The organism is Pseudomonas sp. B2M1-30 (genome assembly GCF_025447575.1).
In the GTDB taxonomy this organism is placed as follows: domain Bacteria; phylum Pseudomonadota; class Gammaproteobacteria; order Pseudomonadales; family Pseudomonadaceae; genus Aquipseudomonas; species Aquipseudomonas botevensis.
Map to the genome: position 1 here is coordinate 544,608 of NZ_JAOEJT010000003.1, position 26,868 is coordinate 571,475.

Consider the following 26,868-nt stretch of genomic DNA (forward strand, 5'->3'; position numbering starts at 1 on the left):
GCTGAAGCGCCAGATCCGGAGGCTCTGCGGGAGCGAGCGTGCCCGCTCCCGCAGGTTTTTATTCGCGGTCCTTCTTCGGCTCACGAATCTTGTACCAGGCCACATACAGCGCCGGCAGAAACAGCAGCGTCAGCAGCGTGGCGATGATGATGCCGCCGATCATCGCGTAGGCCATCGGCCCCCAGAACACTTCCCGGGCAATCGGAATCATCCCCAGGCTCGCGGCTGCGGCCGTCAACAGAATCGGTCGGCGCCGGTGTTCCGTGGCCTCCACCACCGCATCCCATGGCGTATAGCCTTTGCTCTCGTAATCATCGATCTGGGTCACCAGAATCACCGAGTTACGGATGATGATGCCGATCAGCGCGAGAATCCCCAGGATCGCCACGAAGCCCATCGGCGTGCCGGTGGGAATCAGCGCCAGCACTACGCCGATCAGCCCCAGCGGCGCGACGCTCGCCACCAGGAACAGCTTCTGCACGCTGTGCAACTGGATCATCAGGAAGGTCGCCATCAGGAACAGCATCAGCGGCACGACCTTGGCAATCGGTCCCTGGGCCTTGCCGCTCTCCTCCACCGTACCGCCGGTGGCGACCTTGTAACCCACCGGCAGGCCGGCGGCGAACTTCTCGATGTCGGGTTGCAACTGCTTGACCAGGTCGGTCGGCTGAATCTCGTCGCGCACCGCTGCCTTGATGGTGATGGTCGGCTTGCGGTCGCGGCGCCACACCAGCGGCTGCTCCAGCTCATAGCGCACGGTGGCGAACGCCAGCAACGGAATCGAAGTACCGCTCGGCGTGACGATTTGCAGGTTCTGCAAGGTTTCCGGCGTGCCACGCTCGGCGTCTTCGGCGCGGCCGACCACGTTGATGAGGTAGATGTCGTCATCGACCTGAGTCACCGGCGCGCCGACCACGATGCTGTTCATCAGGTTGGCGACATCTTCCGAGGACAACCCGAGTTGCCGCACCCGGTCCTGGGCGATGTCGATGCGCAGGACCTTGCCCGGTTCGTTCCAGTCGTAAATGATCTCGCCGATGTGCGAGTTCTTGTCCAGTTCGGTTGCCAGTTCGATGGCATGCTTGCGCACCTGATCGATGTCCTTGCCGCTGACCCGGTACTGGATCGGCCGCCCGACCGGTGGACCCATTTCCAGCGCCTGCACGTAGCTGCCGATGCCAACGAAGTCCTTGCGCAGGCGCTCGCGCAAGCGCTGGCTCAGAGCCTCGCGGGACTCGAAGTCCTTGCTGACGATCACCAGTTGCGCGTAGTACGGGTTCTGCAATTGCTGGTCGAGAGGCAGGTAGAAACGGATCGCACCCTCACCGATATAGGTGCTCCAGCGCACGATGTCCGGGTCGCCCTTGAGCGTGGCTTCGAGCTTGTCCACGGCTTTGCGGGTCTCGGCCATCGAGGCGTTTTGCGGCAGGTTCAGGTCAACCAGGATTTCCGGCCGGTCCGATGACGGGAAGAACTGGTTCTGCACGAACTGCATGGAAAACACCGACGCCACGAACAGCGCAACGGTGATGCCAATCGCCCACCAGCGATTGCGCATGGCCCACAGCATGCTCGCGTTGAACGCGCGGCCGGTGCGCCCCGGCTCGGCATCGTGAGGTTTCACGTTGGTGCTGAGGATGTGTACGCCGATCACCGGCGCGAACAGCACCGCGACGATCCACGACACCAGCATCGCTACCGCGATCACCGCGAACAGGGTGAAGGTGTACTCCCCCGCCGAACTGGCGTTGAGGCCGATCGGCACGAACCCGGCGACCGTCACCAGGGTGCCGGTGAGCATCGGGAACGCAGTCGAGGTGTAGGCGAAGGTCGCGGCCTGCTCCTTGGTCTCGCCCATTTCCAGACGCGTGACCATCATCTCCACGGTAATCATCGCGTCGTCCACCAGCAGGCCGAGGGCGATAATCAGCGCGCCGAGGGAAATCCGCTGCATGGTGATGCCGCTGTACTCCATGAACACGAAGACCATCGCCAGCACCAGCGGGATCGAACACGCCACCACCAGCCCGGCACGCACCCCGAGGCTGACGAAGCTGACGATCAGCACGATCACCACCGCCTCGAACAACGCACTGGTGAAACCGCCGACGGCTTTTTCCACCACCTCGGCCTGATCCGAAACGTTATGCACGCCGACGCCCACCGGCAGGTCGGCGGTCAGTTCGTCCATGCGCGTATGCAGGGCCTTGCCGAACTCCTGGATATTGCCGCCCTTCTTCATGGCAATCGCCAGGCCGATGGCAGGGGTGCCGTTGAAGCGAAACTCCGGGCTCGCCGGATCGACGTAACCACGGCTGATGTTGGCGATGTCGGCCAGCCGATAGAAGCGGTCGTTGAGACGCAGGTTGACGTCGGCCAGGTCTTTTTCCGAAGCGAACTGCCCGGACGTGCGCACGGAAATCCGTTCCGGCCCCGCCTCGATCACCCCGGCCGGGGTCACCGCGTTCTGCGATTGCAGGCTCTGCACCACCTGGCGCTGATCGATGCCCAGCGCCGCCAGCTTGCGCGTGGAGAAATTCAGGTAGAGGACTTCGTCCTGCTCGCCGACCATCTCGACCTTGCCCAGGCCCGGCACATCGCGGATCTCGGCGCGCACCTGCTCGACATAGTCGCGCAACTGGCGCATCGACAAGCCGTCGGCGGTGAACGCATACACCGAACCGAACACATCGCCGAACTCGTCGTTGAACCCCGGCCCTTGCAGGCCTTTGGGGAAGTCGCCGCGAATATCGTTGATCTTCTTGCGCACCTGATACCAGATTTCCGGGATGTCCTTGGCACTGGTGGTGTCACGCAGGTTGACGAACACAGTGGATTCGCCGGGGCGCGTGTAGCTTTTCACGTAGTCGAGGGAGTCGAGTTCCTCGAGTTTTTTCTCGATGCGGTCGGTGACCTGCTTGAGGGTTTCTTCCTGGGTCGCGCCGGGCCAGCGGGTCTGGATCACCATGGTTTTAATGGTGAACGAAGGGTCTTCCTCGCGGCCCAGGTTCATGTACGAAAACACGCCCATCAGCAGCCCGACGAACATCAGATACCACACGAACGACTGATGCTTGAGAGCCCACTCGGATAAGTTGAAAGGCCCTTTCATCGTGGACTGTCCTCGTCGATTTTGACTTTCTGCCCCGGCTTGAGGCTGTTCACTCCTGCGCTCACCACCCGCTCACCGGCCTTCACCCCGGCGGTCAGCACCACCGTGCTGTCGTTGCGGCTGATCAGGCTGACGTCCCGTGGCGACACGGTTTGCGACTGCGGGTCGATGACCCAGATCCGCGTCTTGCCGTCGACTTCCTGCAACACGCTCAGCGGCAGTTCCAGGCGCGGCTTGATCGCCGAACTGAGGGTCACGCTGACCGCCGTGCCGAGGCGGAAACCCGGTGGCGTGTCGGTCATGGTCAGGCGCGCGCGACGGGTGCGGGTGGCGCTCTGCGCCTGGGGTTCGATTTCGCGAATGATCGCGGTGGTGTTGACGCTCGGATCGAGTTGCGCGGCCACCAGAAACACCACATCCGCCGGCAGTTGATCGACCAGGGTATCGGGCAGATCGATCACCGCTTCCTTGATGTCCGGTTGCGCCAGGGTCACCACTTGCTGGCCGGCGGTGACCACCTGCCCGGCCTCGGCATTCCAGGCCGTGACGATCGCCTTGTGGTCGGTGCGCAATTGCACGTAATCGAGCTGATCCTTGGCCTGGCTCAGTGCAGCCTTGGCCTGATCCAGCGAGGCCTGGGTGGTTTTCAGGTCGGTCTGGGCAATGTCCAGTTGCGCCTGGGCGCCGACGCCCCGGTCGAACAATTGCTGCTGACGACGGGCATTGGCCTGGGCGTTGATGTATTGCGCCTGAATGCGCGCCAGGTCGCCCTCGGCGGCACGCAACTGGTTCTGCTGGTCGGTCGGGTCGAGGGTGGCAAGCAACGCGCCTTTCTGCACTTCGGCGCCGACATCGACGTTGCGGCTGGCAATACGCCCCGGCACGCGGAAACCGACGTTGCTCTCATAGCGCGCCTGAATGCTCCCGGCGAAACGGCCGAGGTCTTCCTGGTCGAGAGCCTGGACCTCCACCGACAACACCGGACGCACCGGCTCTGGCGGCGGCTCCTTTTTCGAGCAGGCGCCCAGCGCCAGCAGCACGGATAACAACAGCACGCGCTTCATGGCTGGGCTCCTACTTGCAGATCCTTGTAGACGCCTTCGGCGACCTCGACCTTGATCCCCGGATGCAGCAACTGGCCGCCGGCGATGATGACTTTATCGCCCGCCTGCAGGCCATCGCTGACGATCACCTTGCCGGTCAGGTAGCGGCTCACCGTGACGTTATGCAACTGCGCCCGGCCTTCGCCGTCGATGATCCACACCGCCGGTTCGCTGAGGTTTTTGGTCAGGGCCGACCAGGGTAATTCGACGGCGGATTTGCCGGCAGTCTTGGCGGTGGCGCTGACCACCGAGCCGAGCTGCATGCCATCCGGCAAGCCGTCGAGGGAGACTTTGACCTGCACCGTGCCGGTCTGCGCCGACACCGCCGGGGTGATTTCGCGCACGGTGCCGTTGGTTTTGATGTTCGGATTGTCGAGCAGGCTGACCACCACCGTGCGATTCGACGGCGGGTTGCTCAGCAGTGATTCATAGACGTTGAACACCGCGTCACGCTCGCCGTCCTTCGCCAGGCTGTAGATCGGCACGGTGGCCTGCACCACCTGGCCGACTTCGGCCTGGCGCGCGGTGATGATGCCCGGCGCATCGGCGATCAACGAGGTGTAGCTCAATTGCTCACGGGCGTTGGCCAATTGCGCCTGGGCGGCCGTCAGCGCGCTCTGACTGCTACGCAAGGCGGCCTGCGCGGCGTCATATTCGGATTGGCTGGTGTAGCCCTTGGGCAGCAGCTTCTGCTGGCGGACGAACGCCGCCGCGCTCTGCTTGACCCGCGCCTGTTCGGCCAGCACCTGGGCCTGGGCGGAATCGACGTTGGTCTGCAGATCCTTGGGATCGAGTTTGGCCAGCACCTGTTTGGCCGAAACCCGGTCACCGACATCGACCATACGCTGGATGATCTTGCCGCCGACCCGAAACGACAGCTCGGTCTGCACCCGTGCCTGGACGTCACCGGTGAGGGTCACCGACGCCGCGTAATCCGCAGGCTTGACCTCTTGCACGAACACACGGGGCAAGTCCTTTGCCGATTGCTCCTTTTTGCCGCACGCTCCCAGGAGGGCGAGCAGGCTCAGCATGACCACTGTTTTCAATCCGGGACTCGCCATGCAGACTCCTTCCTGTGTACGAACGTGCAAGTGACGATACGACTGTGAGCTTAGAACAGGGTTCCGGCTTCGCTCGCGTGAACGTAGTATTTCCTCCCGGACATTGATCGTTACCACGCTCTGCGTAATGAATGATCAATCTACACAAGGATTCAGCGTTTCATCAGAGAAGGACTTTCATGCTCAAGACCCTGGCGGTCGCCAATTACCGCTCGATCAATAAACTGGTGATTCCGCTGGGTCGGCTGAACCTGATCACCGGCCCCAACGGCAGCGGCAAGTCCAACCTCTACCGGGCCTTGCGCCTGCTGGCGGAAACCGCGCAGGGCGGCGTGGTCAATGCGCTGGCGCGCGAGGGCGGGCTGGATTCGACCTTCTGGGCCGGACCGGAAACCATCAGCCGGCGGATGCGAAACGGCGAAGTGGCGATCGAGCCGACGGTGCGCCAGGGCGTCCGCCGCCTGCGCCTGGGTTTTGCCGGGGAGGATTTCAGCTACGCGATTGCCCTGGGCCTGCCCGAACCGAGCCGCTCGTATTTCTCTCTCGATCCGGAAATCAAAAAGGAATGCATCTGGGCCGGGCCGCTGTATCGCCCGGCCAGCCTGCTGGTGGATCGCGACGGCCCGATGATCCGCGCCCGTGAAGGTCGCGGCTGGGATGTGCTGGCCCAGCACACGCCGAACTTCGACAGCCTGTTCGATCAGGTCGGCAGCCTGCGCAACTCCCCGGAAGTGTTCCAGATGCGCGAGTTCATCCGCCGCTGGCGCTTCTATGACCACTTTCGCAGCGACGCCGACGCCCCGGTGCGCCAACCGCAACTGGGCACGCGCACGCCGGTGCTGCACCACGACGGGCGTGATCTGGCGGCGGCGTTGCAGACCATCCGCGAAATCGGCGATCCCGAGGCGCTGCAGGCAGCGATCAGCGATGCCTTCCCCGGCGCCCGGCTGAACATCGCGCCACTGGCAGGCGGACGGTTCGCCATCGAGTTTTATCAGGAAGGGTTGCTGCGGCCGTTGTCGGCGGCGGAGTTGTCGGATGGCACGCTGCGTTATCTGCTGCTGGTCGCCGCCCTGCTGACGCCACGCCCGCCGTCGCTGATGGTGCTGAACGAACCGGAAACCAGCCTGCACCCGGATCTGCTGCCGGCGCTGGCCCGGCTGATCATGCGGGCTTCGCAGGAGTGTCAGGTGTGGGTGGTGTCCCATGCGCGGCGGTTGATTTCGGCGTTGCAGGAAGATCCGGAATGCAATTGCATCGTGCTGGAGAAGACCCTCGGGCAGACCGGGATTGTCGGCCAGCGGGTGCTCGATGAGCCGGCGTGGAATTGGCCCTCACCCTGACCCTCTCCCAGAGGGCCGGGGCCTGATAAAAATCTTCAAAACCCAGGAATCGGCTCCCTCTCCCTCCGGGAGAGGGCTGGGGTGAGGGAATAGCCTCACCGCCAATCCAACAGGCAATCAAATCACCCTTGCCACTTCCCACCTTCGACAATCACGCTCTCAGGTCTGGTGTCATCGCTCAGTTCTTTACGCACATATTGGTCATACAGCTTGAGCAGATACTTCTCCTCGCCCAGTCTGGCCAACTCGGCATTCACCCAGTCACGCAGTTCGATATTGCCCTTCTTCACCGCCGGTGCGATCGGTGCTTCGGCGCCGAGTTTCTCGTCCAGCACGCGGTAGCCCGGGTTCTGCTTGGCCCAGCTGAACAGCACCAGATTGTCCTGCGCATAGGCATCGCCACGACCATTGGCCAGTGCCTGCAGGGATTCGGAATTTTTCTCGAACTTCAGCAGTTTCCAGTCCGGGTGATTCTTGGTCAGCCAGATATCGGCGGTAGTGCCGGTGGTGACGATGGTAGTGCGGCTCGCCAGGTCATCGAGGCTTTTCACCGGGCTGTTTTGCGGCACCAAAGCCTGCACCGCAACCTTCAGATTGGGGTTGGTGAATTCCACCGCTTCCTTGCGCTCCGGGGTCACGGTCATGTTGGCGAGAATCAGGTCGACCTTGTCGCTTTGCAGGAACGGAATCCGGCTGGCCGGCTCCACCGCGACGAATTCGACCTTGTTCTCGTCGCCGAGCAGATCCTTGGCGAATTGCCGGCCGATGTCGGTATCGAAACCGACGTAACGCCCGGCTTCATTGACGAAACCGAACGGCGGCTTGTCGGTGAACACGCCGACGATGAGTTTGTCGCGGGCCTTGATCTTGTTCAGGTAACCGGCCGGCGCAGTGCTTTCGCTGGCGACTTTCGGCTTGGCCGGTTCTTCGGACTTATTGCAGCCGGCCAGCAAGGCCAGGCCGAGCAGTGGCAGGACAAACAGTGATTTGGCAGTTTTCATGGCAGTTCCAGTTCCTTTGTTGGAGTCGTTTTGGGCGAAGCCGTCGAGGTCAGGGCCTCGACGTAGGAGAACTTCTCCAGGAACTGCTGCGCGCGTGCGGTTTGCGGGTTCGTAAAGAAAAGCTCGGGCGGGTTCTGTTCAAGGATGCGCCCGCCATCCATGAACACGATGCGGTCGGCCACCGCGCGGGCGAAGGCCATTTCGTGGGTGACGATCAACAGGGTCATGCCTTCGCGGGCCAGGCCCTGAATCACTTCCAGCACCTCCTTGACCATCTCCGGATCAAGGGCGGCGGTGACTTCATCGAAGAGCATGACCCGAGGGTTCATGCACAACGAACGGACGATGGCGATGCGTTGCTGCTGGCCGCCGGAGAGCTGACGCGGGAAGGCGTCGCGCTTGTCCGCAAGGCCTACACGCTCAAGCAAGGCTTCGGCTTGCTGCTGCGCCTCGCGACGCTCGCGCTTTTGCACCTTGAGCGGGCCGAGCAGCAGGTTGTCGAGCACGCTCATGTGCGGGAACAGGTGATAACTCTGGAACACCATGCCGATCTGCTGGCGGATCTCGCGCCAGTCGGTGGCCTTGTCCAGCAGCTCGCGCCCGGCAAAACGCAGATGGCCGCTGTGGGCGCTTTCCAGGCCGTTGAGGCAACGCAACAAGGTACTTTTGCCGCAGCCGCTGGGGCCGAGGATCACAATGACCTCACCGGCCTGCACGTGCAGGTCGATGCCGTTGAGCACCTGTTGCTCGCCGAAGAATTTGTTGAAACCCTGAAACTCGATCAATGCGCTCATGCTTGCGTCCAGCGCCGCTCCAGCACGCGGGACGCGGCCGACAGCGGGTAGCAGATGAAAAAGAAAAACAGAAACAGCGCGCCGTAGATCAACACCGATTCGTAGGTACGCTCGATGATCTGCTGGCCGACCTTGATCACGTCCACCACACCGATCAGCACCGCCAGCGAACTGGTCTTGATGATCCGCGTGTAGACGTTGATGGTCGGCGGCGTCATGCGTTTCAACGCCTGGGGCAGCAACACGTAGCCGTAGAGCTGCGCCGCGTTCAGGCCGATCGACAGCCCCGCCTCACGCTGCCCGCGCGGCAACGAATGCAATGCGCCGCGCGCCACTTCGCCGACCTCGCTGGCGCCCCACAGCGACAGCACCAGCACCGCGCACCAGAAGCTCGGCAGACTCAGGCCAAAGAAAATCGGCAGACCGAAAAACAACAGGTACAACCAGACCAGCACCGGAATCGCCCGGAACAGCTCCAGATAAACCCGCAGCACCGCGTTCAGCCACGTCACGTTGAGCGTGCGCAACACGCCGTAGAGCACACCGCCGACGGTGCTGATGGCGATGCTCAAAAACGAGATCGACAGCGTTTGCCCGGCGCCCTTCGCCAGTTGCGGCAACGACACCCAAAGCAGTTCAAGACCCGAACTGGCCATGCTGGAGCCTCCTTTCCAGACGGCTGAGCAACAGCGACAGCGGCAAGAACAGCAGCACGCAAATCAGCGTCAGCACGGCGAGCATTTCGTAGGTTTTGTAATAGAGCGCGATGTAGCTCTTGGTGGTGTAGAGAATCTCCGGCACCGCCACCGCCGACACCACGGTGGTTTCCTTGAGCAGGAAAATGAAATTGGCGAACAGCGACGGCAGGCTGAGGATCCCCGCTTGCGGCAGGATCACGTAGCGCAGCAACTGGCCGTGGGATAAACCGATGGAGCGGCCCGACTCCAGTTGCGCCTGAGGCACCGCGTCGACCCCGGCGCGCAGCACTTCGGTGAGGTAGGCGCCGCCGAGGAAGGTCATGGTGATGATCGCCGCCGCAAAACCGGACACCTTGATGCCCAGCGCCGGCAGCGCGAAGTAGACGAAAAACAACTGGATCAACAGCGGTGTGTTGCGCGCCAGCTCCACGTACAGGCCCACCAGTTTTTGCAGGTAGGGGGTGCGAAACACCAGAATCGTTGCGTTGATCAGCGCCACCACCAGGGAAGTGCCGATGGCGATCAAACCGACCTGCAGCGTCACGCCCACGGCTTTGAGAAACGCCGGCAGGGTGCTGAGGATGAATGCGTAATCGAAGGTCATGAAACGTCCTGACGCCGCTCGGTAAGCGACGGTGGTGCAGTCCATGGACAGCGGGTAACTGTCCGGCAGGCACCGACTTTAAAGGTATAAAAAGAAGAATTTAAATACCGTTAAAGCATATTGATATCACTCAAAAAACTATTCCTGTGCGTTTGCCGAGAAGGAAGAAGAAGGCTATTTTTCCTTGCGCTGTAGGAAGGATCTTTTTTTCAGGAAAGCCCTCCAAGGACGAGCAGCTTTTGGCCAGACTCCCCCGGCCAAACCCATAACAAGGAAGAGAACATGGACGTAAAAGTTCCGCAGCGCCTGGATCCGCAGGACATCGTGAAATTGCTGGTAGCGTTGCGCAGGGCTCTCAATGCCCGGCCGTGAGGGCCGTTTTGCCCCGCACACAAAAAAACGCCGATGACCATCACTGGCCATCGGCGTTTTGCAAACCTTGAAGGGGTTTTGCTGCTGCGTCAGATCAGAACGCCGGCAATACCGCGCCGTTGTACTTCTTCTCGATGAACGCTTTGACTTCCGGGCTGGTCAGCGCCTTGGCCAGTTTCTGGATGGCGTCGCTGTTCTTGTTGTCCTCACGGGTCACCAGGAAGTTCACGTAAGGCGAGTCGGCACCTTCGATCACCAAGGCATCCTTGGTCGGGTTCAACTTGGCTTCCAGCGCGTAGTTGGTGTTGATCATGTCCAGGTCGACTTCTTTCAGAACACGCGGCAGCAGGGCCGATTCCAGTTCCTTGAACTTGAAGTTGTGCGGGTTCTTGGCGATGTCTTTCGGGGTGGCCAGGGCGTTTTTCGGGTCTTTCAGCTCGATCAGGCCAGCCTTCTGCAGCAGGATCAGCGCACGACCGCTGTTGCTGCCTTCGTTTGGAATGGCGATGGTCGCGCCGTCAGGCAGTTCGGCCAGGGTCTTGTACTTGCTCGAGTAGCCGCCAAACGGTTCAACGTGAACACCTTGCACGGTCACCAGGTACTTGGACTTGTCGTCCTTGTATTTGCCGGCGTTGAAGCTGTCCAGGTATGGCTTGGTCTGGAAGTAGTTGGCATCCAGACGCTTCTCGCCCACTTGCACGTTCGGCTGTACATAGTCGGTGAAGACTTTGACTTCCAGATCCACGCCTTCTTTGGCGAGGGTCGGCTTGATCAGTTCGAGGATTTCGGCGTGTGGGACCGGGGTCGCCGCGACCACCAGTTTCTCGCCGGCCTGGGCCAGAGAAGCGCTCAGAGCAGCCGCCAATGCGGTAAACAACAGAACCTTTTTCATGCAGTGTCCTTATCGAGAATCACGGTCGTCATCGACGACGGCATTTAATACGAGTGCCAGTGAAGTGCTATCGCTGGCGTGAGTCGGACAATACCGGGATTTTTTATTCCCTGACAATAACGTTTATTCAGCTTCATATTCCATTTTGTTCATGTTGCACAAAAGGGGTTACAACGCCTCGCTCAGGCTTAACAGTAAATCTTTCAATGCCTTACGTTCGGCGGCACTGCCGTTGAGGCTAATGCTCGCCACCTGACGCTCGATCTGAACCAGCGGGCCAGACACCTCGGGCAGGTTCAGGTGCTCCGGCAGAATCTCGTCGCCGGTGCTCACCAGCAAGGCAAAGTGAATGACGTTTTCCAGCTCCCGGGTATTGCCCGGCCAGTTGTGTTGTTCCAATACCTGCTGCGCCGATTCACTGATGAGCGGCACGGGCAGATCCAGACGCTGGCTGTAGATACCGAGGAAATACTCGGCCAGCGACAGAATGTCGCCGATGCGCTCACGCAGCGCCGGCAGTTCCAGATGCCCTTCGCTGAGGTAGTGATACAGGCGCTCGTGAAATTTCCCCGCCGCCACCGCTTGCGCCAGATCGATACTGGTTGCCGCCACCAGGCGCACATCCACCGGGCTTGGCTGATGGGCACCGACGCGGGTGACCTCATGGTTTTCCAGGGCAGCGAGCAATTTGATCTGGATCGGCAGCGGCAAGTCGCCGATTTCATCCAGGTACAGGGTGCCGCCATTGGCCGAACCGAACCATCCGGCACGGCTGCTGGCCGAGCCGCTGTAACTGCCGGCGGCATAGCCGAACAGTTCGGCGTCGGCGTAGGTCGGGCTGATCGCCCCGCAATTGACCGACACGAACAGGCCGCTGCGATCACTGGCGCGGTGGATGTGGCGGGCGAGCAATTCCTTGCCGGTGCCGGTCTCGCCGCGAATCAGCACCGATGTCGAACGCGGCGCCAGTTGGTTCATTTCCTCGCGCAACTGGCGCGAGCGGAGATCGACAAACACCAGCGCCTTGGCGCGAATGCTCAGGGGGCTTTTTTCCGCATCGGGAAAGGTCAGCAACGGCTGGCCGAAGGTTTCGAAACTCATGGCAGACTCCCGCCCAGAACCGCCGGGAGACGGGGGCGTTCATAGAAGAAAAATAGTGTTCAAGCGCGACGCCGGGCGTGGTGTTCCATGCGGTTTTGCAGGCGATACAGATAAGCGAATCCCTGCTCCCAGCGCTGATGCCCGGACTTCACGTTGATGTGCCCGGCACCGGCGAGAATCCCCGCCTCGGCACCCCAGTTGCGCGCCAGTTCCAGAGCGCGCGGCGCACTGACCGCAGCGTCGTTGTCGGAGCTGACCACCTGGCTCGGGAACGGCAGCAGGTCGGTCGGAATCGGCGCAAAATTGCGCAGCGCCGGAGCGCAGGCCGGACGCTCGACATCCGCCGGCGCGACCAGCAACGCTCCGCGAACCTGACGCAAATGATGCAACGGCGCGGTGGCCGCCCAATGGGCAACGGTAATGCAACCGAGACTGTGCGCGATGAGGATCACCGGCGAGCTATCGGCAGCAATTGCTTCGGCCAGCGCGGCCACCCAGTCCTCGCGGCGCGGCGTCAGCCAGTCGGCCTGCTCCACCCGCGCGCTGTTGGGCAGGCTGTTCTGCCAGTGGGTTTGCCAATGATCTTCTGGCGATCCTTGCCAGCCCGGCACAATCAGATAACGGATTGATTCGTTGCGCATGGGGGAAGCTCTCCTGCGTCGTGTCTGTTCCTGATCGAGTATAGGGACGGGATTTATATTCGTTAAGGAATAAGAAGCTATTTATTAATAACCGAATTGCAGCATCAATCTGCGAGCCTCAAGCTGCTAGCGAAACGGACGTTTTCTGGACGCTTGTGGCTTATTTCACTTGAGGCAAAAAAAAGGGGCCGCACCCTGCCAAGGAGACGGCCCCGGAAAAACGAAAATCCCTTATCGCGCAGTAATCACCGACAGCTTGGTGATCCCTGCCCTCTCGATCGACGCCATGGCTCGCGCCACTTCGCCGTAATTCACCCCGTCATCCGCCTGCAATTGCACGCGCACTTCCGGGTCCTTGGCCTTGGCCGCCGTGAGGTTGAATTCCAGCAGGTCCGGCTGGATTTCGTCCTTGTTGATAAACAGTTTTCCCGCCCCGTCGATGCTCACCACCAACGGGTCTTTCTGCTCGACCGGCGCTACCGCCTCGGTCTTGGGCAGGTTGATCGGAATCGCGTTGGTCAGCAGCGGCGCGGTGACGATAAACACCACCAGCAGCACCAGCATCACATCCACCAGCGGTGTCACGTTGATCTCGCTCAGCACCTCATCGCTGTCTTGCGTGGAGAAGGCCATATCAGGACGCCTCCTTCACTTTCTGTCCGTTGCCCTGGGCCGCGACCTTGTGCGCGGTCGGGTGGATCAGCACGCGGAACGCACTCTTCTGCGCCAGGCTGTAGAAGTCGTGGGCGAAGTCGTCCAGGTCCGCCGCCGTCAGTTTCAGGCGACGTAAAAAGTAGTTGTAAACCAGCACCGCCGGCACCGCGACCGCGATCCCCACCCCGGTGGCGACCAGTGCCGCACCGATGGGGCCGGCGACCGTTTCCAGGCTTGCCGAACCGGCCGCGCTGATGCCTTTCAGCGCTTCCATGATTCCCCAGACCGTGCCGAACAGACCGATGAACGGCGAGGTGCTGCCAATACTCGCGACCACCGCCAGACCGGTTTCCAGCGAACGCCGCTCGCGCACTATCTGCTGGCGCAACGCACGTTCGAGGCGATCCTGATGGTTGATCGCCTGACTCAGGTCCGCCGCCTGCGGCGCCTCGCCGACCTGGATTGCCGCGTAACCGGACTGCGCCACGCGCGCGGCGGCGCCGGGCTGGGTTTCACTCAACTCGGCGGCGGAATCGAGACTCGACGCCGCCCAGAAGCGCTTGTGAAATTTGCGATCCTGGGATTTCAGGCGACCGAACTGCACAGCCTTGAGCAGCGCCAGTCCCCAGGTGGCGACGGAAAAAACCACCAGCAGCCAGATCACCGCGCTTTCGATGGATTCCAGTGGAGAGGCCAGTAACGTCATGATGTGTTCCCTCGTGTAAACGTTTAGCGCGAAATTGGTTTCGGTTTAATGAATCTTGAAATCGATGGGGACGCTGACCCAGCCGTCCTGGGCGACATCACCCTGCTTGGCCGGTACAAAGCTCCAGCGCTTCACCGCAGCCAGCGCCGCATCGTCGAGTTGCTGCCGGCCACTGCTTTTCTGAATCTGGATCTCACCCGGTTTGCCGCTGGCCAGTACGTGAACCCGCAGCAGCACGCTGCCTTCCCAACCGCGACGCTGGGCCAGCGACGGATACTCCGGCGCCGGGTTTTTCAGGTACGCGGCGCTGGCCGAGGCTGGCGTAACCGGTGCCGGCGCGGGCGGAGCGGGTGGAGCCGGCGCCGCGACCGGGGCGGCCGGTTGTGGCGGTGCCGGTGGTTGCTCGACAGCCTTGGGCGCCGGTTTCGGTATGGGTTTGGCGACCGGTTTGGGCTTGGGAATCGGTTTCGGTGGCGGCGGCTTCACGGCCAGTTCGTCTTCCACCGGCGGTGGCGGCTCGACCACCGGCGCAGGAGGTGGCGGCTGCACCACGGGCGGAGCCGGCGGCGCGGGGTGCGAAAACTCGATGGTCATCGGTGGAATTTCCGGCGGCACGATCGGCAGCGCCGGTGTCGGATGCTGGTTGATCCAGTAGATCACCGCGCCATGCACCACCAGCGCCAGTACGCCGAGCAGAATCGTTTCGCGCCGGCTCAGAATGCCCTTGGGCGCACGCTGCAAACGCAACTGCCCCAACGGCACGCGATGGGGCCGGCCAAGATCGACCAATTCGCCACCCGGCGCCTGGCGCCACAGCACTTCCTGAGCACTGGCGGCGGTCTGGACATTGCCCATTGCTTCACTCCCTGCGGTCTCTTTCGTTCGGTTTCGCACACGCGGTCGATGCGCCGTTTTTTGCAGCCCCCACGGCGTGATCGATGGCTCAATCATTGGCTGTGCGGCTTATCTCCGAAAGTAATCTTTGATGTTATGGATAGACATTTATGGAATATGAAAAATGATCATTTCCGGCAAAGCCACGGCCCGCAAGGCGTTCAGCGAGGTGCCTGAAAAAGCATGCTTTTGCGGCATTGAAAATATTCGTGCAAGGCATTGGATGGATTGATGATCCGGAAAACAGGGACAACTAATACCGATTGAATAGTTGCCATGCTTTTTCATATAAAAATAAAAAGGCCGATGCACAAATGCGCATCGGCCTGACTGTAACGGAATTACGTTATTGCTTTTTAAACTCACCACCCAAATTAACTACTTCACCGTCGAAGTTTACGCGAGAACCTGTGGCGCGGAGTGTCGCGTAATTATGATCTGGGGAAAACAGAGTCCATGTCTGATAACCGCTATTACCATTCTGAGCCAGGACCGCGATCGTGGTCGGGTTGCCGGTGCTGTTCTGGAAGTGGTAGTTCCCGTAGCGGATGTCGTAGTTTACGCCGCCTTGGCTCAGGGTGCCGCTGAAGCTGCCGTTGGAATCATTACCATCGGTGATTACCAGCTTGGCGCCCGAGTTAGCGTTTAAATAAGTTCCGTTAATGCTCGACATAACAAGATTTCCTTAATCGTTGGTTAAGTATCTTCCGATGAGAGCAAGTTTCCTCCTGGAAACTCACGAGACACAGAATGGTTGGTGATTCCTTTATTGTCCACGCAACTTTTCAACGAAATTGCTATAAGCACTAATCATCTCGAGATTAACTTTCCCTGTGATTTGGCTTCGATCAGAAATCATAACGACCGGTGACACCAAGAGTACGCGGCGTGCCGAGCAGACCTTCATAGCCGCCGTTGCCGCCGGTCCACAGGGTCGTGTAGTAGGTCTTGTCGAAGGCGTTTTTCAGCCACAGCGAGACGTCCCACTGGCCCTGATTGAAATCGCCGCGCAGGCCGGTGGAGAAGTTGACCACCGCATAGCTCGGGATCTGGCCAAAATCGGAATCCTCCACCGTACCCACCGCTTTGGAGCGGAACGCATAGCTGGCGGTGACGTAGGGTTCGAAGCCGTTATCCAGGTTCCATTTGTATTCGCCGTTGGCGTTGCCGATCCATTTCGAAGCGCCGACGACCTGGTGCCCGCTGAGGTCGCAGGACGCCGGGGCGCCCGGCGCCTGACTGACTTCCGGCGGGCACGGCGCATCCTTGTACGAGAGATAGCGGACGTCGTTGTAGGAGCCGTTGATGTTCAGGGTCAGGCCCCGCAGCGGGATCACGGTGCTTTCGAACTCCACCCCGCGCGAGCGCACGGAACCGGCGTTGGTCAGGTATTGCACGCGGTTGGCGGCATCGTAGGCGTTGGTCTGATAGGCATTGACCTGAGTCCAGAACACGTTGGCGTTGAGCTGCAAACGGCGATCCCAAAGTGTGCTCTTGAAGCCGAGTTCGGCGTTGTTGGCGCGCTCGGTGCCAATCAGCAGCGAGTCGGTGCCAGCGGTCGGCGCAGAGCCCACCGCGAGGTTGATTCCGCCGGACTTTTCGCCGTGTGACAGGGTCGCGTAACCGAGCAAATCGTCGGTAATGCGATAACTGAGGTTCAGCAGGCCCGAGGGGCTGGAACTGTACTGATTCAGATCGCCGGAATCGTAGGCGCCGACACGATTGCGCCGCGCCGTGGCCGCCGCACCGCTCACCGCCACTCCGCCGCGCGGAGCGTCACGCGTGACATCGGCGTTCTTCTCTTCATAGGTGCCACGCACCCCGGCAGTGAAATCCAGCCGCTGGGTGAGATGCCAGGTGCCCTGGGCGAACAGCGCAAAGCTGTCGGTCTTGATGTGGCCATGACCGACGCTGTCTACGTTGGCCAACGCACCCCTGGACGTACCATTCCAGATATCGGCCTGCGGGCCGTAATAGGCGAAGGATCTGTTATCTAGTTCCGAACCAAAGTAGTACGCCCCCAACACGTAATCGAAGAATTCACCCTTGGGCGATGCCAGACGAAATTCCTGGGAGTACTGTTTGTCTTGCGCCGAAACCCCGGCATTGTAGGTCGCCGCCACGTTGAGCCCCTCGTCGTTGCGCGGGGTGAAGTTCCAGAAGCGGTAGGAGCTGATCGAGGTCAGGGTGAAGTCACTGGGCAGCGTCCAGTTGGCCTCCACCGAGGTGCCGCCCTGATGCACGGTGACGCGCTGGTCGCCATCCAGATTGACCTTGCGGTGCGAGCCGTTGACCAGGGTCGCCCCCGCCGTGGCAGCCCGCGCCGAGTAGAGATTGACGCCGTTGATGGTCGGCCCGGTGCTGTACAACACGCGCGTGCCGGCACTGGAATCTTCTTCGTTGTAGTCGCCGATCCAGCGCAGGTTGAACGATTCGTTGGGCTTGAACAGCAGTTGCGCGCGAAAGCCGTCGCGCGAGCCGCCGTTGAGGTCGTGGCCGTCGAATTCGTTCTTGATGTCGCCGTCGCTGCGGGTGCGATAGGCAGAAAAACGGCCGGCCAACTGATCGTTGAGCGGCCCGGAAATCGTGCCCTTGGTCTGGAAGTAACCGTCCTCGCCGACCGAGGTTTCGATGCTGCGCTCCGGGGTGAAACTCGGTGCACGGGTGCTGATGTTGATGACCCCGGCAGTGGTGTTCTTGCCAAACAACGTACCCTGCGGCCCACGCAGAACCTCCAGTTGCTCGATGTCCATCAGGTCGAACACCGCCATCCCCGGACGACCCAGATAAACGTTGTCGATGTACAGGCCGACGCTGCCTTCCAGACCATCGCTGGCCGGGTTATTGCCCAGACCGCGAATCGACACACTGGACTGACGCGCATGCATGTAGGCGACATTGACGCTGGGCACCAGTTGCTGCAAATCCTGAATCCGATAGACCCGCTGCGTCTCCAGCGTCTGGCCGCTGACTACGCTCATCGGGGTCGGCACGTCCTGGGAGCTTTCTTCGCGGCGGCGGGTGGTGACAGTCACGGTTTCCAGCTGCGAGCTGTCGGCAGCCGTTTTGCCGGCGGGAGCCGGTGCCGGGGTTTCGGCGTCGGCGGCGTAGCTGTGAGTCCAACTGGCGCTCCCCGCCAGCAGCAGGGCCAAAGGCAGGCGCTTGAGCCGTCGGGGCGTTAGCGGGGACGCACGTTTCACTGGACTCATAAGACGCTCCTGGTCAAAAAACACACAGACATCTTCAGCGCTGCATATTCTTTAAAGTTATTTATTTATGGATTTACAAATATTTACTGCATAAGAGATTGCCTTTATAAGGAGTCGACCTGATGCATATCCAATGCATTTCCCGGATATTTTTTATGTGAAAAATGCATATCGACTTGCGCCAGCTTCGCCACTTCATAGCCCTCGTCGAACAACGCAGCTTCGTCGCCGGCGCGCAGGCGGTGAATCTGTCGCAGTCGGCGTTCAGCCGCAGCATCCAGGCGCTGGAGCACAGCGTCGGCTGCCAGTTGGTCGATCGCGGACGCAAGGATCTGCCGCCGACCAAACAGGGCCAGGTGCTGCTCGAACACGCGCGGCGACTGGTCAGCGGCGCGCAGCAGATGGCCAACGAAATCAGCCAGTTCAATGGCCTGGAGGCGGGGGAGTTGCGCTTCGGTTGCGGCCCGGCGCCCGCAGCGGGATTGATCCCTCGGGCGATCGGCAGTTTCATCGGCCGCTACCCGAAAGCGCGGGTGCAGTTTCAGGTCGATGACTGGCAGAGTCTGAGCAAGCGGTTGCTGAACGAGGAGTTCGAATTCTTCGTTGCCGACACGCGTTATTTCGAAGCCGATCCGGACTATCTGACCCACCGCTTGCGCCCGCGAAAGTGGCATTTCTGCTGCCGCGCCGGACATCCGCTGGCGACGCACGAACGGGTGAGCGCGGCGCAACTGATGAGTTATCCGCTGGCGGTGAGCATTCGTCCGCCGAATCTGCGCAAGGTCATCGTCGACCTCAGCGGCCGCCCGGACTTCACCCCGAACGTGGAATGTGAAAACAGCACCAGCCTGCTCGGCGTGGTGCTGCACTCGGATGCGATCGGGATCGTCGGGACGTATTCCGATGCCCTGCATCAGGCCAGGGGCGAACTGGTGCGCCTGAAGATCGAGGGGCTGGCGGATGATCTGGAAGAGTTGTACACGCGCTACGGGATCGTCAGCCGGGCCGGCTATCGCTTGTCGCCGCTGGCGGAGGCGATGATCGAACAGATCAAGGAAATGGATCAGCAGGATGAGGAAGTGTGCTCACTGGCGGGGCTGGCGGTCTGATTCAGCACCGATGCACCTTCTGCATAAAACCCATTCCCCGAATGCACTTGCCGAACACCACCGCCGAAAGCGAAAACCCTCACCTGTCCTTCTGACCGGTGAACCTCATGACCACCTCGCAAAACCCCGTGCGCAACGTGCTGTACATCATGTGCGACCAACTGCGCCGCGATTACCTGTCCTGTTACGGCCATCCGCATCTGCACACGCCGAACATCGATCGCCTGGCCGCTGCCGGCGTCCGGTTCAGCCGTGCCTACACCCAGGGCACGATCTGCGGGCCATCGCGGATGTCGGCGTACACCGGACGCTATGTCAGCAGCCATCAGGTGGCATGGAACGCGGTGCCGCTGCCATTGGAAGAACTGACCCTCGGCGATTACCTGCGGCCCCACGGCATTCGTACTGCGTTGGTCGGCAAAACCCACGCCACGGCCAATGTGGATGCCTTGCAACGGCTGGCGATCGATCCCCGGAGCGAACAGGCCGAGGTGCTAAACGAGGTCGGTTTCGAGCCGTACTTTCGCCACGACGGCATCTTCCCCGACGACCCGCTGTTCGATGACAAACGCGAATCCGCGCCTTACACCCATTACCTGCGCAAACAGGGTTTCGACGGACGAAATCCCTGGCACGACTGGGCCAACGCCGCCGAAGGCGAGCACGGGGAAATCCTCAGCGGCTGGCAAATGCGCCATTCGCACCTGCCGGCGCGGATTCCCGAGCAACATTCAGAGACCGTCTACACTACAAATCGCGCCATCGACTTCATCGGTGAGCAAGGTGAAAAACCCTGGTGTTTACACCTCTCGTACATCAAGCCGCACTGGCCCTACATCGTACCAGCGCCGTACCACACCTTGTACAGTACGAAATCGATTCTCAAACCGGTCCGATCGGACCTTCCAAGCGACCATCCGGTCTACAAGGCCTTTCGCCAGCACGAGGAAAGCCTGAACTTCTCCAAAGATTCAGTACGAAACAACGTGATCCCGACCTACATGGGCCTGGTCAAACAGGTCGATGACCAGCTCGGGCGGCTGTTCGATTTCCTGCAAAGCAGCGGGCGCTGGGATGACACGCTGATCGTGTTCACCAGCGATCACGGCGACTTCCTGGGCGATCACTGGCTGGGGGAGAAGGAGTTTCTGCTGGAGCAGGCGGTGGGCGTGCCGTTGATCGTGCGCGACCCGCGTGCGGCGGCAGATGTCACTCGCGGTTCGGTGGATGAGAGGCTGGTGGAAACCATCGACACTCTGCCGACGTTTCTTGATGCGCTGGGATTGCCGGGGGCGGAGCATCGCCTCGAAGGCCGTTCGTTGATTGCCTTGTTGCACGGCGAAAACCCCGATTGGCGCCGCTATGCCATCAGTGAATACGACTATGCGTTTCAAGCCCCTGTGCGAGAGCGGCTGGGCCAGCCGATCGACCGCTGCCGCATGACCATGGTGCGCAGCGAGCGTTGGAAATACCTGGCGTACGACGGCTTTCGCCCGCAGTTGTTTGACCTGCTGAATGACCCGCAGGAATTACATGACTTGGGCGATGACCCGGCCTGCGCGGCGGTGCGCGAGGAGCATGCGGGGTATCTGTTTGAATGGGTGCGCGGGTTGAAGCGGCGTACCACCATCAGCCATCAGGAGATCGATGTGCGCGGGCAGCGGTTTCGTTATGGGGAGCCGGAGAGCGAGAAGGTGGTGCAGATTGGCGTTTGGTAGCAGAGAAAAGCCCCTCACCCGTCGGGGTGAGGGGCTCCTGGTCTTCAATCACGCCCCTTGATGGTCTGACTCCGCTGCCCATTGACCCCCACCGGCACTTCCCCCTTGAGCGTCACCCGACGCACCACGCGATCCTGAGTGCCGTAATCATCGATCGCATAGTGCTGGGTCGAGCGGTTATCCCAGATCGCCACGTCACCGGCCTTCCAGCGCCAGCGCACGGTGTTTTCCTGACGGATCACATGGCTCTGCAACAACCCGAACAAGTGCGCTGAATCGGCCTGGGAATAGCCCTTGATGCGTTTGACGAAATGCCCCAGGAGCAAGCTTTTCTCACCGCTGACCGGGTGCACGCGCACCACCGGATGCTCGGTCTCGTAGACGGTCGATGTGAAGACCTTGCGGTAGCGCTCAAGCTTCTCCGCCGAGACGTCCGGCTTTGCGGAGGCGTAGTCGTATTCGTTGCTGTGAACGGCCACCAGTTTGTCCGCCAGCTCACGCAACTCGGTCGGCAGGCCGTTATACGCAGTGGCGGTGTTGGCCCACAGGGTATCGCCGCCGAAGGCCGGGGCTACCACCGAACGCAGGATCGAGGCCTTCGGATAGGCGTCGACGAAGGTCACGTCGGTGTGCCATGAGTTGGCGCGCTGGCCTTCGGCACCGTCCAGTTCCAGCAAGTAACGGGTGCCCTCGCGGGACGGCACGGTCGGATGCGCCACCGGCTCGCCAAGCAGGTGAGCGAAGGCTTCCTGGCGCTGATCGTCGAGCTGGATCTGCTCGCGGAAGAACACCACCTTGTACTGGATCAGCGCCTGCTGGATCGCCTCGACCGTGGCGGCGTCCAGCTCGCCGGACAACTGCACACCACGGATTTCAGCACCGATACGACCGGCCACCGGATGAATGTCCAGCGCATGGACAGCGGGTTTTACAGCGAGTGCGGCATTGCTCATGGGTAGACCCTCATCGACTGCTTGCGGTTGGCGGCAGCGAAACAACGCTCTATCTATATTCCATATACATCTAATAGATATTCACATGCTTCGTTGACGGAATAAGAGCTTGCATTTAAAACCTCAGGCAACCCTCGTCGCAAATGCCTTCGAGCTATTTTTAGGATGCCGGAAAAGCATATGGATCTTCGCCAGCTGCGCTACTTCATCGCCCTCAACGAGCACCGCAGTTTTGTCCGCGCGGCGGACGCGATGGGCATCACGCAACCGGCGTTCAGCCGCAGTATTCAAGGGCTGGAGCAGGAGTTCGGCTGCGTGTTGGTGGATCGCGGCAACAAGGATCTGCGCCCCACGCCCGAAGGCCAGGTGGTGTTGCAACACGCTCTGACCCTGGTCCAGGGCGCGGCATTGCTCAGCGCCGAAGTGACGCAGATGACCAAGCTCGACGCCGGCGAACTGCACTTCGGTTGCGGCCCGGCACCGGCCGTGAAACTGGTGCCGGACGCCGTGGCGCAATTCATCAACGCTCACCCGAAAGTACGCACCTGTTTTCAGGTGGATAACTGGGAAAAACTCAGCCGCGCCCTGAGCCGCGAAGAGATCGAATTCTTCATCGCCGACATCCGCCATTTCGAGTCCGACCCGAACTTTCAGACCCGTGCGTTGACACCCAAGCGCGGGGTGTTTTTCTGCCGCCCGGGGCATCCGTTGCTGAGCAAGGAAAGCCTGTCGACCAACGACATGTTCGATTACCCGCTGGCGACCACATTGATCCCGCCGGGCATTCGCAAACTGCTGGCGAACCTCAGCGGGCGGATCGACTTTTCACCAACCATAGAAACCGAGCATTTCCCGGCACTGGTCAAGGTCGTGCTGCAATCCAATGCGATTGGCGTGGGCACCGAAGAGGCGTTTGTCGAGGACATCGCCCAGGGCTCGCTGGCGCTGCTGCACTGGCGCAATCTGCCGCAGAACCTGGAGAGCATGAATGCGCGGTGCGGGATCGTCAGCCGGACCGGGTTTCGCCTGTCGCCGGCAGCACGGGCGATGATCGAGACGCTGGTGGCGGTAGACCGGCAGGACATCGGCGTCGCGGTTTAGGGCCTCTTCGCAGGCAAGCCCGCGAAGAGGCCCTCAAGAACGCCGCAAATTCAGAGCTGGGCCGCCGCCAAGCCAGGCGCCACCCAATCGCTCACCTTGAACGGCTTGCGAATCAGTTTCTGTTGCGCCGCCAGATCCACCTTGCCCTGCAAGCCTTCAAGGAACAGCGGATCAAGCGTCGACGGGAACACTTCGCTGAGATTCTGATCCTTGAGGTCCTGCGTCAGGATCACCGACGGATAACTCGCCAGGCCCGACACCAGTTGTACGTAAGCCTCTTTGTTGCTGTCCTGAGTCAGCCAGTCCACTGCTTGCTGCTGGGCCTTGAGCAGCTTCGCCACCGCCTCCGGGTGCGCATCGATGAACTTGCCGGTGCCCAGCAATACCGCCTGTACGCTGCCGGCACCATCGAGGTCCTTGGTATTAAGCGGCAGCTCGGCCAGCCCTTTGGCCTGCAATGCCGTCAGTCCCGAACTGCCCCACGACGCATCGATCTGCTTCGCCGCCAGTGCGGCGACCGCCGCGTTGAAATCGAGGTTGATCACCTTCACGTCCTTCTCGCTCAAGCCAGCGCTCGCCAGCGCCGCATCGAACGACAACTGGGTCGCGGTGCCACGGAAGATCGCCACACGCTTGCCTTTGAGATCCTGCAAGGTCTTGATCCCCGATCCCGGCACTACGCCCAGATACTGTTTCACCCCACGGGCGGTGGCGCTGAGCAGGCGCGTGTCCAGACCGTTGGACTTGCCGATGATCGCCGCCAGGTCACCCAGATAAGCCAGATCTACCTGGCCATTGGCGAACGCCTCGTTGATCACCGGCCCCGCCCCCTTGAAGAAGCTCCACTGAATCTTGATGCCCTGCTCGGCAAACGCCTTTTCGAAAATCTGCTGATCGCGCAAGACATCCACGATGCCCCCGCCGCTGTGCTGGGCACCGGCGCTCAGGTCGGGCACGGCGATCCTGATTTCCTTGAGTTCCTCGGCGCTGGCGCTGAACGCCAGCAGGCCCGCCAGCGCCGGGGCGGCGAACAGACTGATGACGCGTTTGAAGGGAAGGTTCATGGGTGCGGCTCCTTGGGTCACGACGGGCATTGAGGAGCCGAAAGTAGGCGGAATGTACATCTGCGCTTAAATACTATAAATGCACATTTTTATAGCTTTTAACGCTAAGCGAGCGGCACCGGGACTTCCACAGCGATATGCATGGAGAGCATCGAAAATATTCTTCGAATGCATTGGATGCGTATCGGGCTGTAAGCCTTAAATGGTCTGGCTTATCTCCCAATAGTATTGATTTGAATTTTTATAGATCAATTTTGCATACACCGTTTCTGTCTCGTGGGAGCGGCTGCCACGCAACCCGACAACGGAGGTCACCCATGGCCCGAGAATCCTTGCTCCGCCTGCCACTCGCCGCCCCGCCGCTGAATCGACGGGGCTGGCCGACGTTGAGCCAGCGTCTGCTGCCGTGGCTGCTGCCCATCGCCCTGTTCGCTCTGTGGTGGCTCGCCGCGCGCCATCAATGGATGAGCGAGCAGATCCTGCCCGCGCCATCGCTGGTGTGGAACAGCGCCGTCGAATTGTCCCGGGGCGAGATCTGGAGCCATTTGTGGATCAGCCTGCAACGGCTGTTCTGGGGACTGCTGGCGGGGATTACCGCCGGTGCCGTACTGGGCGCGACGCTGGGTTTCAGTCGACGTCTGGAGCGCTTGATCTTCCCGACCTTCGCCGGCCTGGCCCAAGTGCCGACGCTGGCATGGATTCCTTTGTTCATGGTGTTCTTCGGCATCGGCGAAGTGCTGAAACTGGTGGTGCTGGTCAAGGCGATCGTGGTGCCGGTCACCCTGCACACTCTGGTCGGCGTGCGCGATGCGCAACCCAGATTGCGCGAAGCCGCCGCCGTGTTGCGCCTGCCACCACGGCTGTTGATCCGGCGCCTGGTGCTGCCCGCCGCCCTTCCTGCATTCATGGCCGGCGTGCGCCTGGCCCTGGCCGCCGGCTGGACGTCGCTGCTGGCGGTGGAACTGCTGGCGTCGAGTGAAGGCATCGGTTTCCTGATGGTCTGGGCGCGGCAGTTGTTCATGCTCGACATCGTTTTCGTGTGCATTGTGCTGATCGGCGTGATCGGCGTGGCGATGGATCGCGGCATCGGTCTGCTGGACAGGAAACTGGTGTACTGGCCGCATCCGGCCACCGCTGAAATTCGTCGCGGCCCGCGTTATGAAGGCTGGCAGCGTCTGCAACCCTGGCTGTTGCCGCTGGCGCTGTTCGCGCTGTGGCAACTGGCGACCGATCAACAATGGGTCGACCCCAACATTCTGGTCAGTCCGCTGACGGTGCTGGAAACCACGTACCACGGATTGCTCGACGGCACCTTGATCAGCGCAATGGCCCTGAGTCTCGGCCGCACCCTTGGCGGCCTGCTGATCGGCGGCGGACTCGGCCTCACGCTGGGCCTGTTGCTCGGCCTGTCGCGCACCAGCGAACGCCTGCTCGGCCCGACTCTCGCGGCGCTGCGGCAGATCGCGATTTTCGCCTGGGTGCCGCTGCTCACCGCATGGTTCGGTCTCGGTGAACTGGCGAAGTGGGTGTTCGTCGCCCTCGCCGCGTTTTTTCCGCTGTTTGTCGCCACCCAGCGCAGCGTCGCCAACCTGTCGCCACAACTCAACGAAGCCGCGCAGGTATTGCGCCTGAACCTAGCTCAACGCCTGCGCCGCCTGGTGCTGCCGGGCGCCGCGCCGGGGATCTTCGCCGGCCTCAGGCTGAGCCTGATCTACGCCTGGCTCGGCACCATCGGCGCCGAATATTTCATGCCGTCCAACGGCGGCATCGGCAGCCAGATGATCGGCGCGCAACAACTGCTGCGCATGGACCTGATCATGGCCGGGATGCTCCTGGTCGGCCTCACCGGCGCCCTGCTCAACCTCATTGGCCAACGCCTGGAAATCCGCGCCACCCGCTGGAGACACGCATGAACGCACCGATTGTCAGCTTCACCCACGTAGGCAAATCCTTCGACGTCGACGGTTTCGAACTGGAGGCGATCCGCGAATTCAACCTCGACATCGCCGAGGGCGAATTCGTCGCCATCGTCGGTTCCAGCGGCTGCGGCAAATCCACCCTGCTGCGCTTGCTGGTGGGCCTCGATACGCAATTTCGCGGGCAGATCAGCGTCGACGGCAAAGCCGTCAGCGGCATCGGCGGCGAGCGCGGCATCGTGTTTCAGGAACACCGCTTGTTCCCGTGGCTGACGGTGGCCGACAACATCGGCCTGGGGCTGGTCAACGAGCCGCTGAGTGCCGCCGAAAAGCAGCAGCGGATCAACGATTTCATCGATCTGGTGGGCCTGCGCGACTTCGCCCGCGCGTATCCGCATCAACTTTCCGGCGGCATGGCGCAGCGGGTGGCGATCGCTCGCGGCCTGGTGGCGAGCCCGCGAATCCTGTTGCTCGACGAGCCCTTCGGCGCCCTCGACGCCCTGACCCGCCAACAGATGCAGGACGAACTGCTGGCGATTCGTGACCGGGCCAGGATCACCACGATTCTGGTCACCCACGACGTCGAGGAAGCGATCTTCCTTGCCGATCGCGTGGTGGTGATGGAGCCGCGTCCGGGACGGATCAAGCAAGTGGTCGACATCGCCCTGCCCCATCCGCGCCAGCGCAGCAGTTTTGACTTCCATCAGTTGCGCGAGGAGCTGCTGCACGAACTGACCAGTGACGATCACTATCAACCGAACCAACCCGCGCAGATCCGCGATCTGCCGCTGTCGTTCATCGCCTGCTGAACAGGAGTTCCCG

At 61.3% G+C, this 26,868-nt stretch carries 23 protein-coding genes; 6 read left to right on the top strand and 17 right to left on the bottom strand.

Annotation, left to right across the window (positions count from 1 at the left end; translation table 11 throughout):
* Positions 1-58: 58 nt before the first annotated feature.
* Genes N8H74_RS09045 through N8H74_RS09055 form a run of 3 tightly spaced genes read right to left on the bottom strand, consistent with a single transcriptional unit; the run spans position 59 to position 5,276 of the window.
* Positions 59-3,112: an efflux RND transporter permease subunit gene (locus tag N8H74_RS09045; protein WP_262146966.1), complete on the bottom strand. Its 3,054-nt coding sequence runs from the start codon at positions 3,110-3,112 to the stop codon at positions 59-61.
* On the bottom strand, positions 3,109-4,176 hold the full coding sequence (locus N8H74_RS09050; protein WP_262146968.1) for an efflux RND transporter periplasmic adaptor subunit: 1,068 nt from the start codon (positions 4,174-4,176) through the stop codon (positions 3,109-3,111). Before N8H74_RS09050 ends, N8H74_RS09045 begins: the two co-directional genes overlap by 4 nt.
* Positions 4,173-5,276 (bottom strand): efflux RND transporter periplasmic adaptor subunit, encoded by a 1,104-nt coding sequence (locus N8H74_RS09055; RefSeq protein WP_262146970.1) that lies wholly within the window; start codon positions 5,274-5,276, stop codon positions 4,173-4,175. Before N8H74_RS09055 ends, N8H74_RS09050 begins: the two co-directional genes overlap by 4 nt.
* A gap of 179 nt (positions 5,277-5,455) precedes the next feature.
* Between N8H74_RS09055 and N8H74_RS09060 the strand changes: the two genes are divergently transcribed.
* The gene (locus N8H74_RS09060) at positions 5,456-6,619 is read left to right on the top strand and encodes an AAA family ATPase (protein ID WP_262146972.1); all 1,164 of its coding nucleotides are present in this window, start codon (positions 5,456-5,458) and stop codon (positions 6,617-6,619) included.
* 122 nt (positions 6,620-6,741) lie between these two features.
* Here the strand turns inward: N8H74_RS09060 and N8H74_RS09065 are convergent, their stop codons facing one another.
* From N8H74_RS09065 to N8H74_RS09120, 12 genes are all read right to left on the bottom strand, one after another.
* Positions 6,742-7,620 carry a transporter substrate-binding domain-containing protein gene (locus N8H74_RS09065; protein ID WP_262146974.1) on the bottom strand — a complete coding sequence of 293 codons (879 nt, stop codon included), beginning with the start codon at positions 7,618-7,620 and terminating at the stop codon, positions 6,742-6,744.
* Positions 7,617-8,414 carry an amino acid ABC transporter ATP-binding protein gene (locus N8H74_RS09070; protein ID WP_262146977.1) on the bottom strand — a complete coding sequence of 266 codons (798 nt, stop codon included), beginning with the start codon at positions 8,412-8,414 and terminating at the stop codon, positions 7,617-7,619. The genes N8H74_RS09065 and N8H74_RS09070 overlap by 4 nt, the downstream gene beginning before the upstream one ends.
* Positions 8,411-9,070: an amino acid ABC transporter permease gene (locus tag N8H74_RS09075; RefSeq protein ID WP_207866824.1), complete on the bottom strand. Its 660-nt coding sequence runs from the start codon at positions 9,068-9,070 to the stop codon at positions 8,411-8,413. Before N8H74_RS09075 ends, N8H74_RS09070 begins: the two co-directional genes overlap by 4 nt.
* Positions 9,051-9,716, bottom strand: coding sequence for an amino acid ABC transporter permease (locus tag N8H74_RS09080; protein ID WP_217832987.1), 666 nt, complete (start codon positions 9,714-9,716; stop codon positions 9,051-9,053). The genes N8H74_RS09075 and N8H74_RS09080 overlap by 20 nt, the downstream gene beginning before the upstream one ends.
* 466 nt (positions 9,717-10,182) lie before the next feature.
* Complete coding sequence (locus N8H74_RS09085; RefSeq protein ID WP_217832988.1) at positions 10,183-10,980, bottom strand: MetQ/NlpA family ABC transporter substrate-binding protein; 798 nt, start codon at positions 10,978-10,980, stop codon at positions 10,183-10,185.
* 168 nt (positions 10,981-11,148) lie between these two features.
* Positions 11,149-12,081 (bottom strand): sigma 54-interacting transcriptional regulator, encoded by a 933-nt coding sequence (locus N8H74_RS09090; RefSeq protein ID WP_262146984.1) that lies wholly within the window; start codon positions 12,079-12,081, stop codon positions 11,149-11,151.
* Positions 12,082-12,140: 59 nt separating this feature from the next.
* The gene (locus N8H74_RS09095) at positions 12,141-12,722 is read right to left on the bottom strand and encodes an alpha/beta hydrolase (protein WP_085702757.1); all 582 of its coding nucleotides are present in this window, start codon (positions 12,720-12,722) and stop codon (positions 12,141-12,143) included.
* A 231-nt stretch (positions 12,723-12,953) separates the two neighbouring features.
* Entirely contained in the window at positions 12,954-13,355 is a 402-nt protein-coding gene (locus N8H74_RS09100) for a biopolymer transporter ExbD (RefSeq protein ID WP_217832991.1), read from the bottom strand.
* Between the two features lies 1 nt (position 13,356).
* A complete protein-coding gene (locus N8H74_RS09105; RefSeq protein WP_262146988.1) occupies positions 13,357-14,082 on the bottom strand; it encodes a MotA/TolQ/ExbB proton channel family protein in 726 nt (241 codons plus the stop codon).
* Positions 14,083-14,127: 45 nt separating this feature from the next.
* Positions 14,128-14,937, bottom strand: a complete 810-nt coding sequence (locus tag N8H74_RS09110; RefSeq protein ID WP_262146990.1) for an energy transducer TonB — start codon at positions 14,935-14,937, stop codon at positions 14,128-14,130.
* Between the two features lie 385 nt (positions 14,938-15,322).
* A complete protein-coding gene (locus N8H74_RS09115) occupies positions 15,323-15,649 on the bottom strand; it encodes a hypothetical protein (RefSeq protein WP_262146992.1) in 327 nt (108 codons plus the stop codon).
* 175 nt (positions 15,650-15,824) lie between these two features.
* Entirely contained in the window at positions 15,825-18,185 is a 2,361-nt protein-coding gene (locus N8H74_RS09120) for a TonB-dependent receptor (protein WP_262146994.1), read from the bottom strand.
* A gap of 164 nt (positions 18,186-18,349) precedes the next feature.
* Between N8H74_RS09120 and N8H74_RS09125 the strand changes: the two genes are divergently transcribed.
* Together N8H74_RS09125 and N8H74_RS09130 are read left to right on the top strand one after the other, a co-directional pair.
* Positions 18,350-19,294 (top strand): LysR family transcriptional regulator, encoded by a 945-nt coding sequence (locus N8H74_RS09125; protein ID WP_262146996.1) that lies wholly within the window; start codon positions 18,350-18,352, stop codon positions 19,292-19,294.
* Positions 19,295-19,401: 107 nt separating this feature from the next.
* Positions 19,402-21,012 (top strand): alkaline phosphatase family protein, encoded by a 1,611-nt coding sequence (locus tag N8H74_RS09130; protein WP_262146998.1) that lies wholly within the window; start codon positions 19,402-19,404, stop codon positions 21,010-21,012.
* A gap of 44 nt (positions 21,013-21,056) precedes the next feature.
* Here the strand turns inward: N8H74_RS09130 and N8H74_RS09135 are convergent, their stop codons facing one another.
* On the bottom strand, positions 21,057-21,965 hold the full coding sequence (locus N8H74_RS09135) for a TauD/TfdA family dioxygenase (protein ID WP_262147000.1): 909 nt from the start codon (positions 21,963-21,965) through the stop codon (positions 21,057-21,059).
* 180 nt (positions 21,966-22,145) lie between these two features.
* Between N8H74_RS09135 and N8H74_RS09140 the strand changes: the two genes are divergently transcribed.
* Complete coding sequence (locus N8H74_RS09140) at positions 22,146-23,066, top strand: LysR family transcriptional regulator (RefSeq protein ID WP_262147002.1); 921 nt, start codon at positions 22,146-22,148, stop codon at positions 23,064-23,066.
* A gap of 50 nt (positions 23,067-23,116) precedes the next feature.
* Here N8H74_RS09140 and N8H74_RS09145 read toward each other — a convergent pair whose 3' ends face one another.
* Complete coding sequence (locus N8H74_RS09145; protein ID WP_262147004.1) at positions 23,117-24,130, bottom strand: ABC transporter substrate-binding protein; 1,014 nt, start codon at positions 24,128-24,130, stop codon at positions 23,117-23,119.
* 317 nt (positions 24,131-24,447) lie between these two features.
* On the opposite strand from N8H74_RS09145, the gene N8H74_RS09150 reads away from it, so the two are divergent.
* On the top strand, positions 24,448-26,043 hold the full coding sequence (locus N8H74_RS09150; protein WP_262147005.1) for an ABC transporter permease: 1,596 nt from the start codon (positions 24,448-24,450) through the stop codon (positions 26,041-26,043).
* Positions 26,040-26,855 carry an ABC transporter ATP-binding protein gene (locus N8H74_RS09155; protein WP_262147007.1) on the top strand — a complete coding sequence of 272 codons (816 nt, stop codon included), beginning with the start codon at positions 26,040-26,042 and terminating at the stop codon, positions 26,853-26,855. Before N8H74_RS09150 ends, N8H74_RS09155 begins: the two co-directional genes overlap by 4 nt.
* The last annotated feature ends 13 nt before the right edge of the window (positions 26,856-26,868 follow it).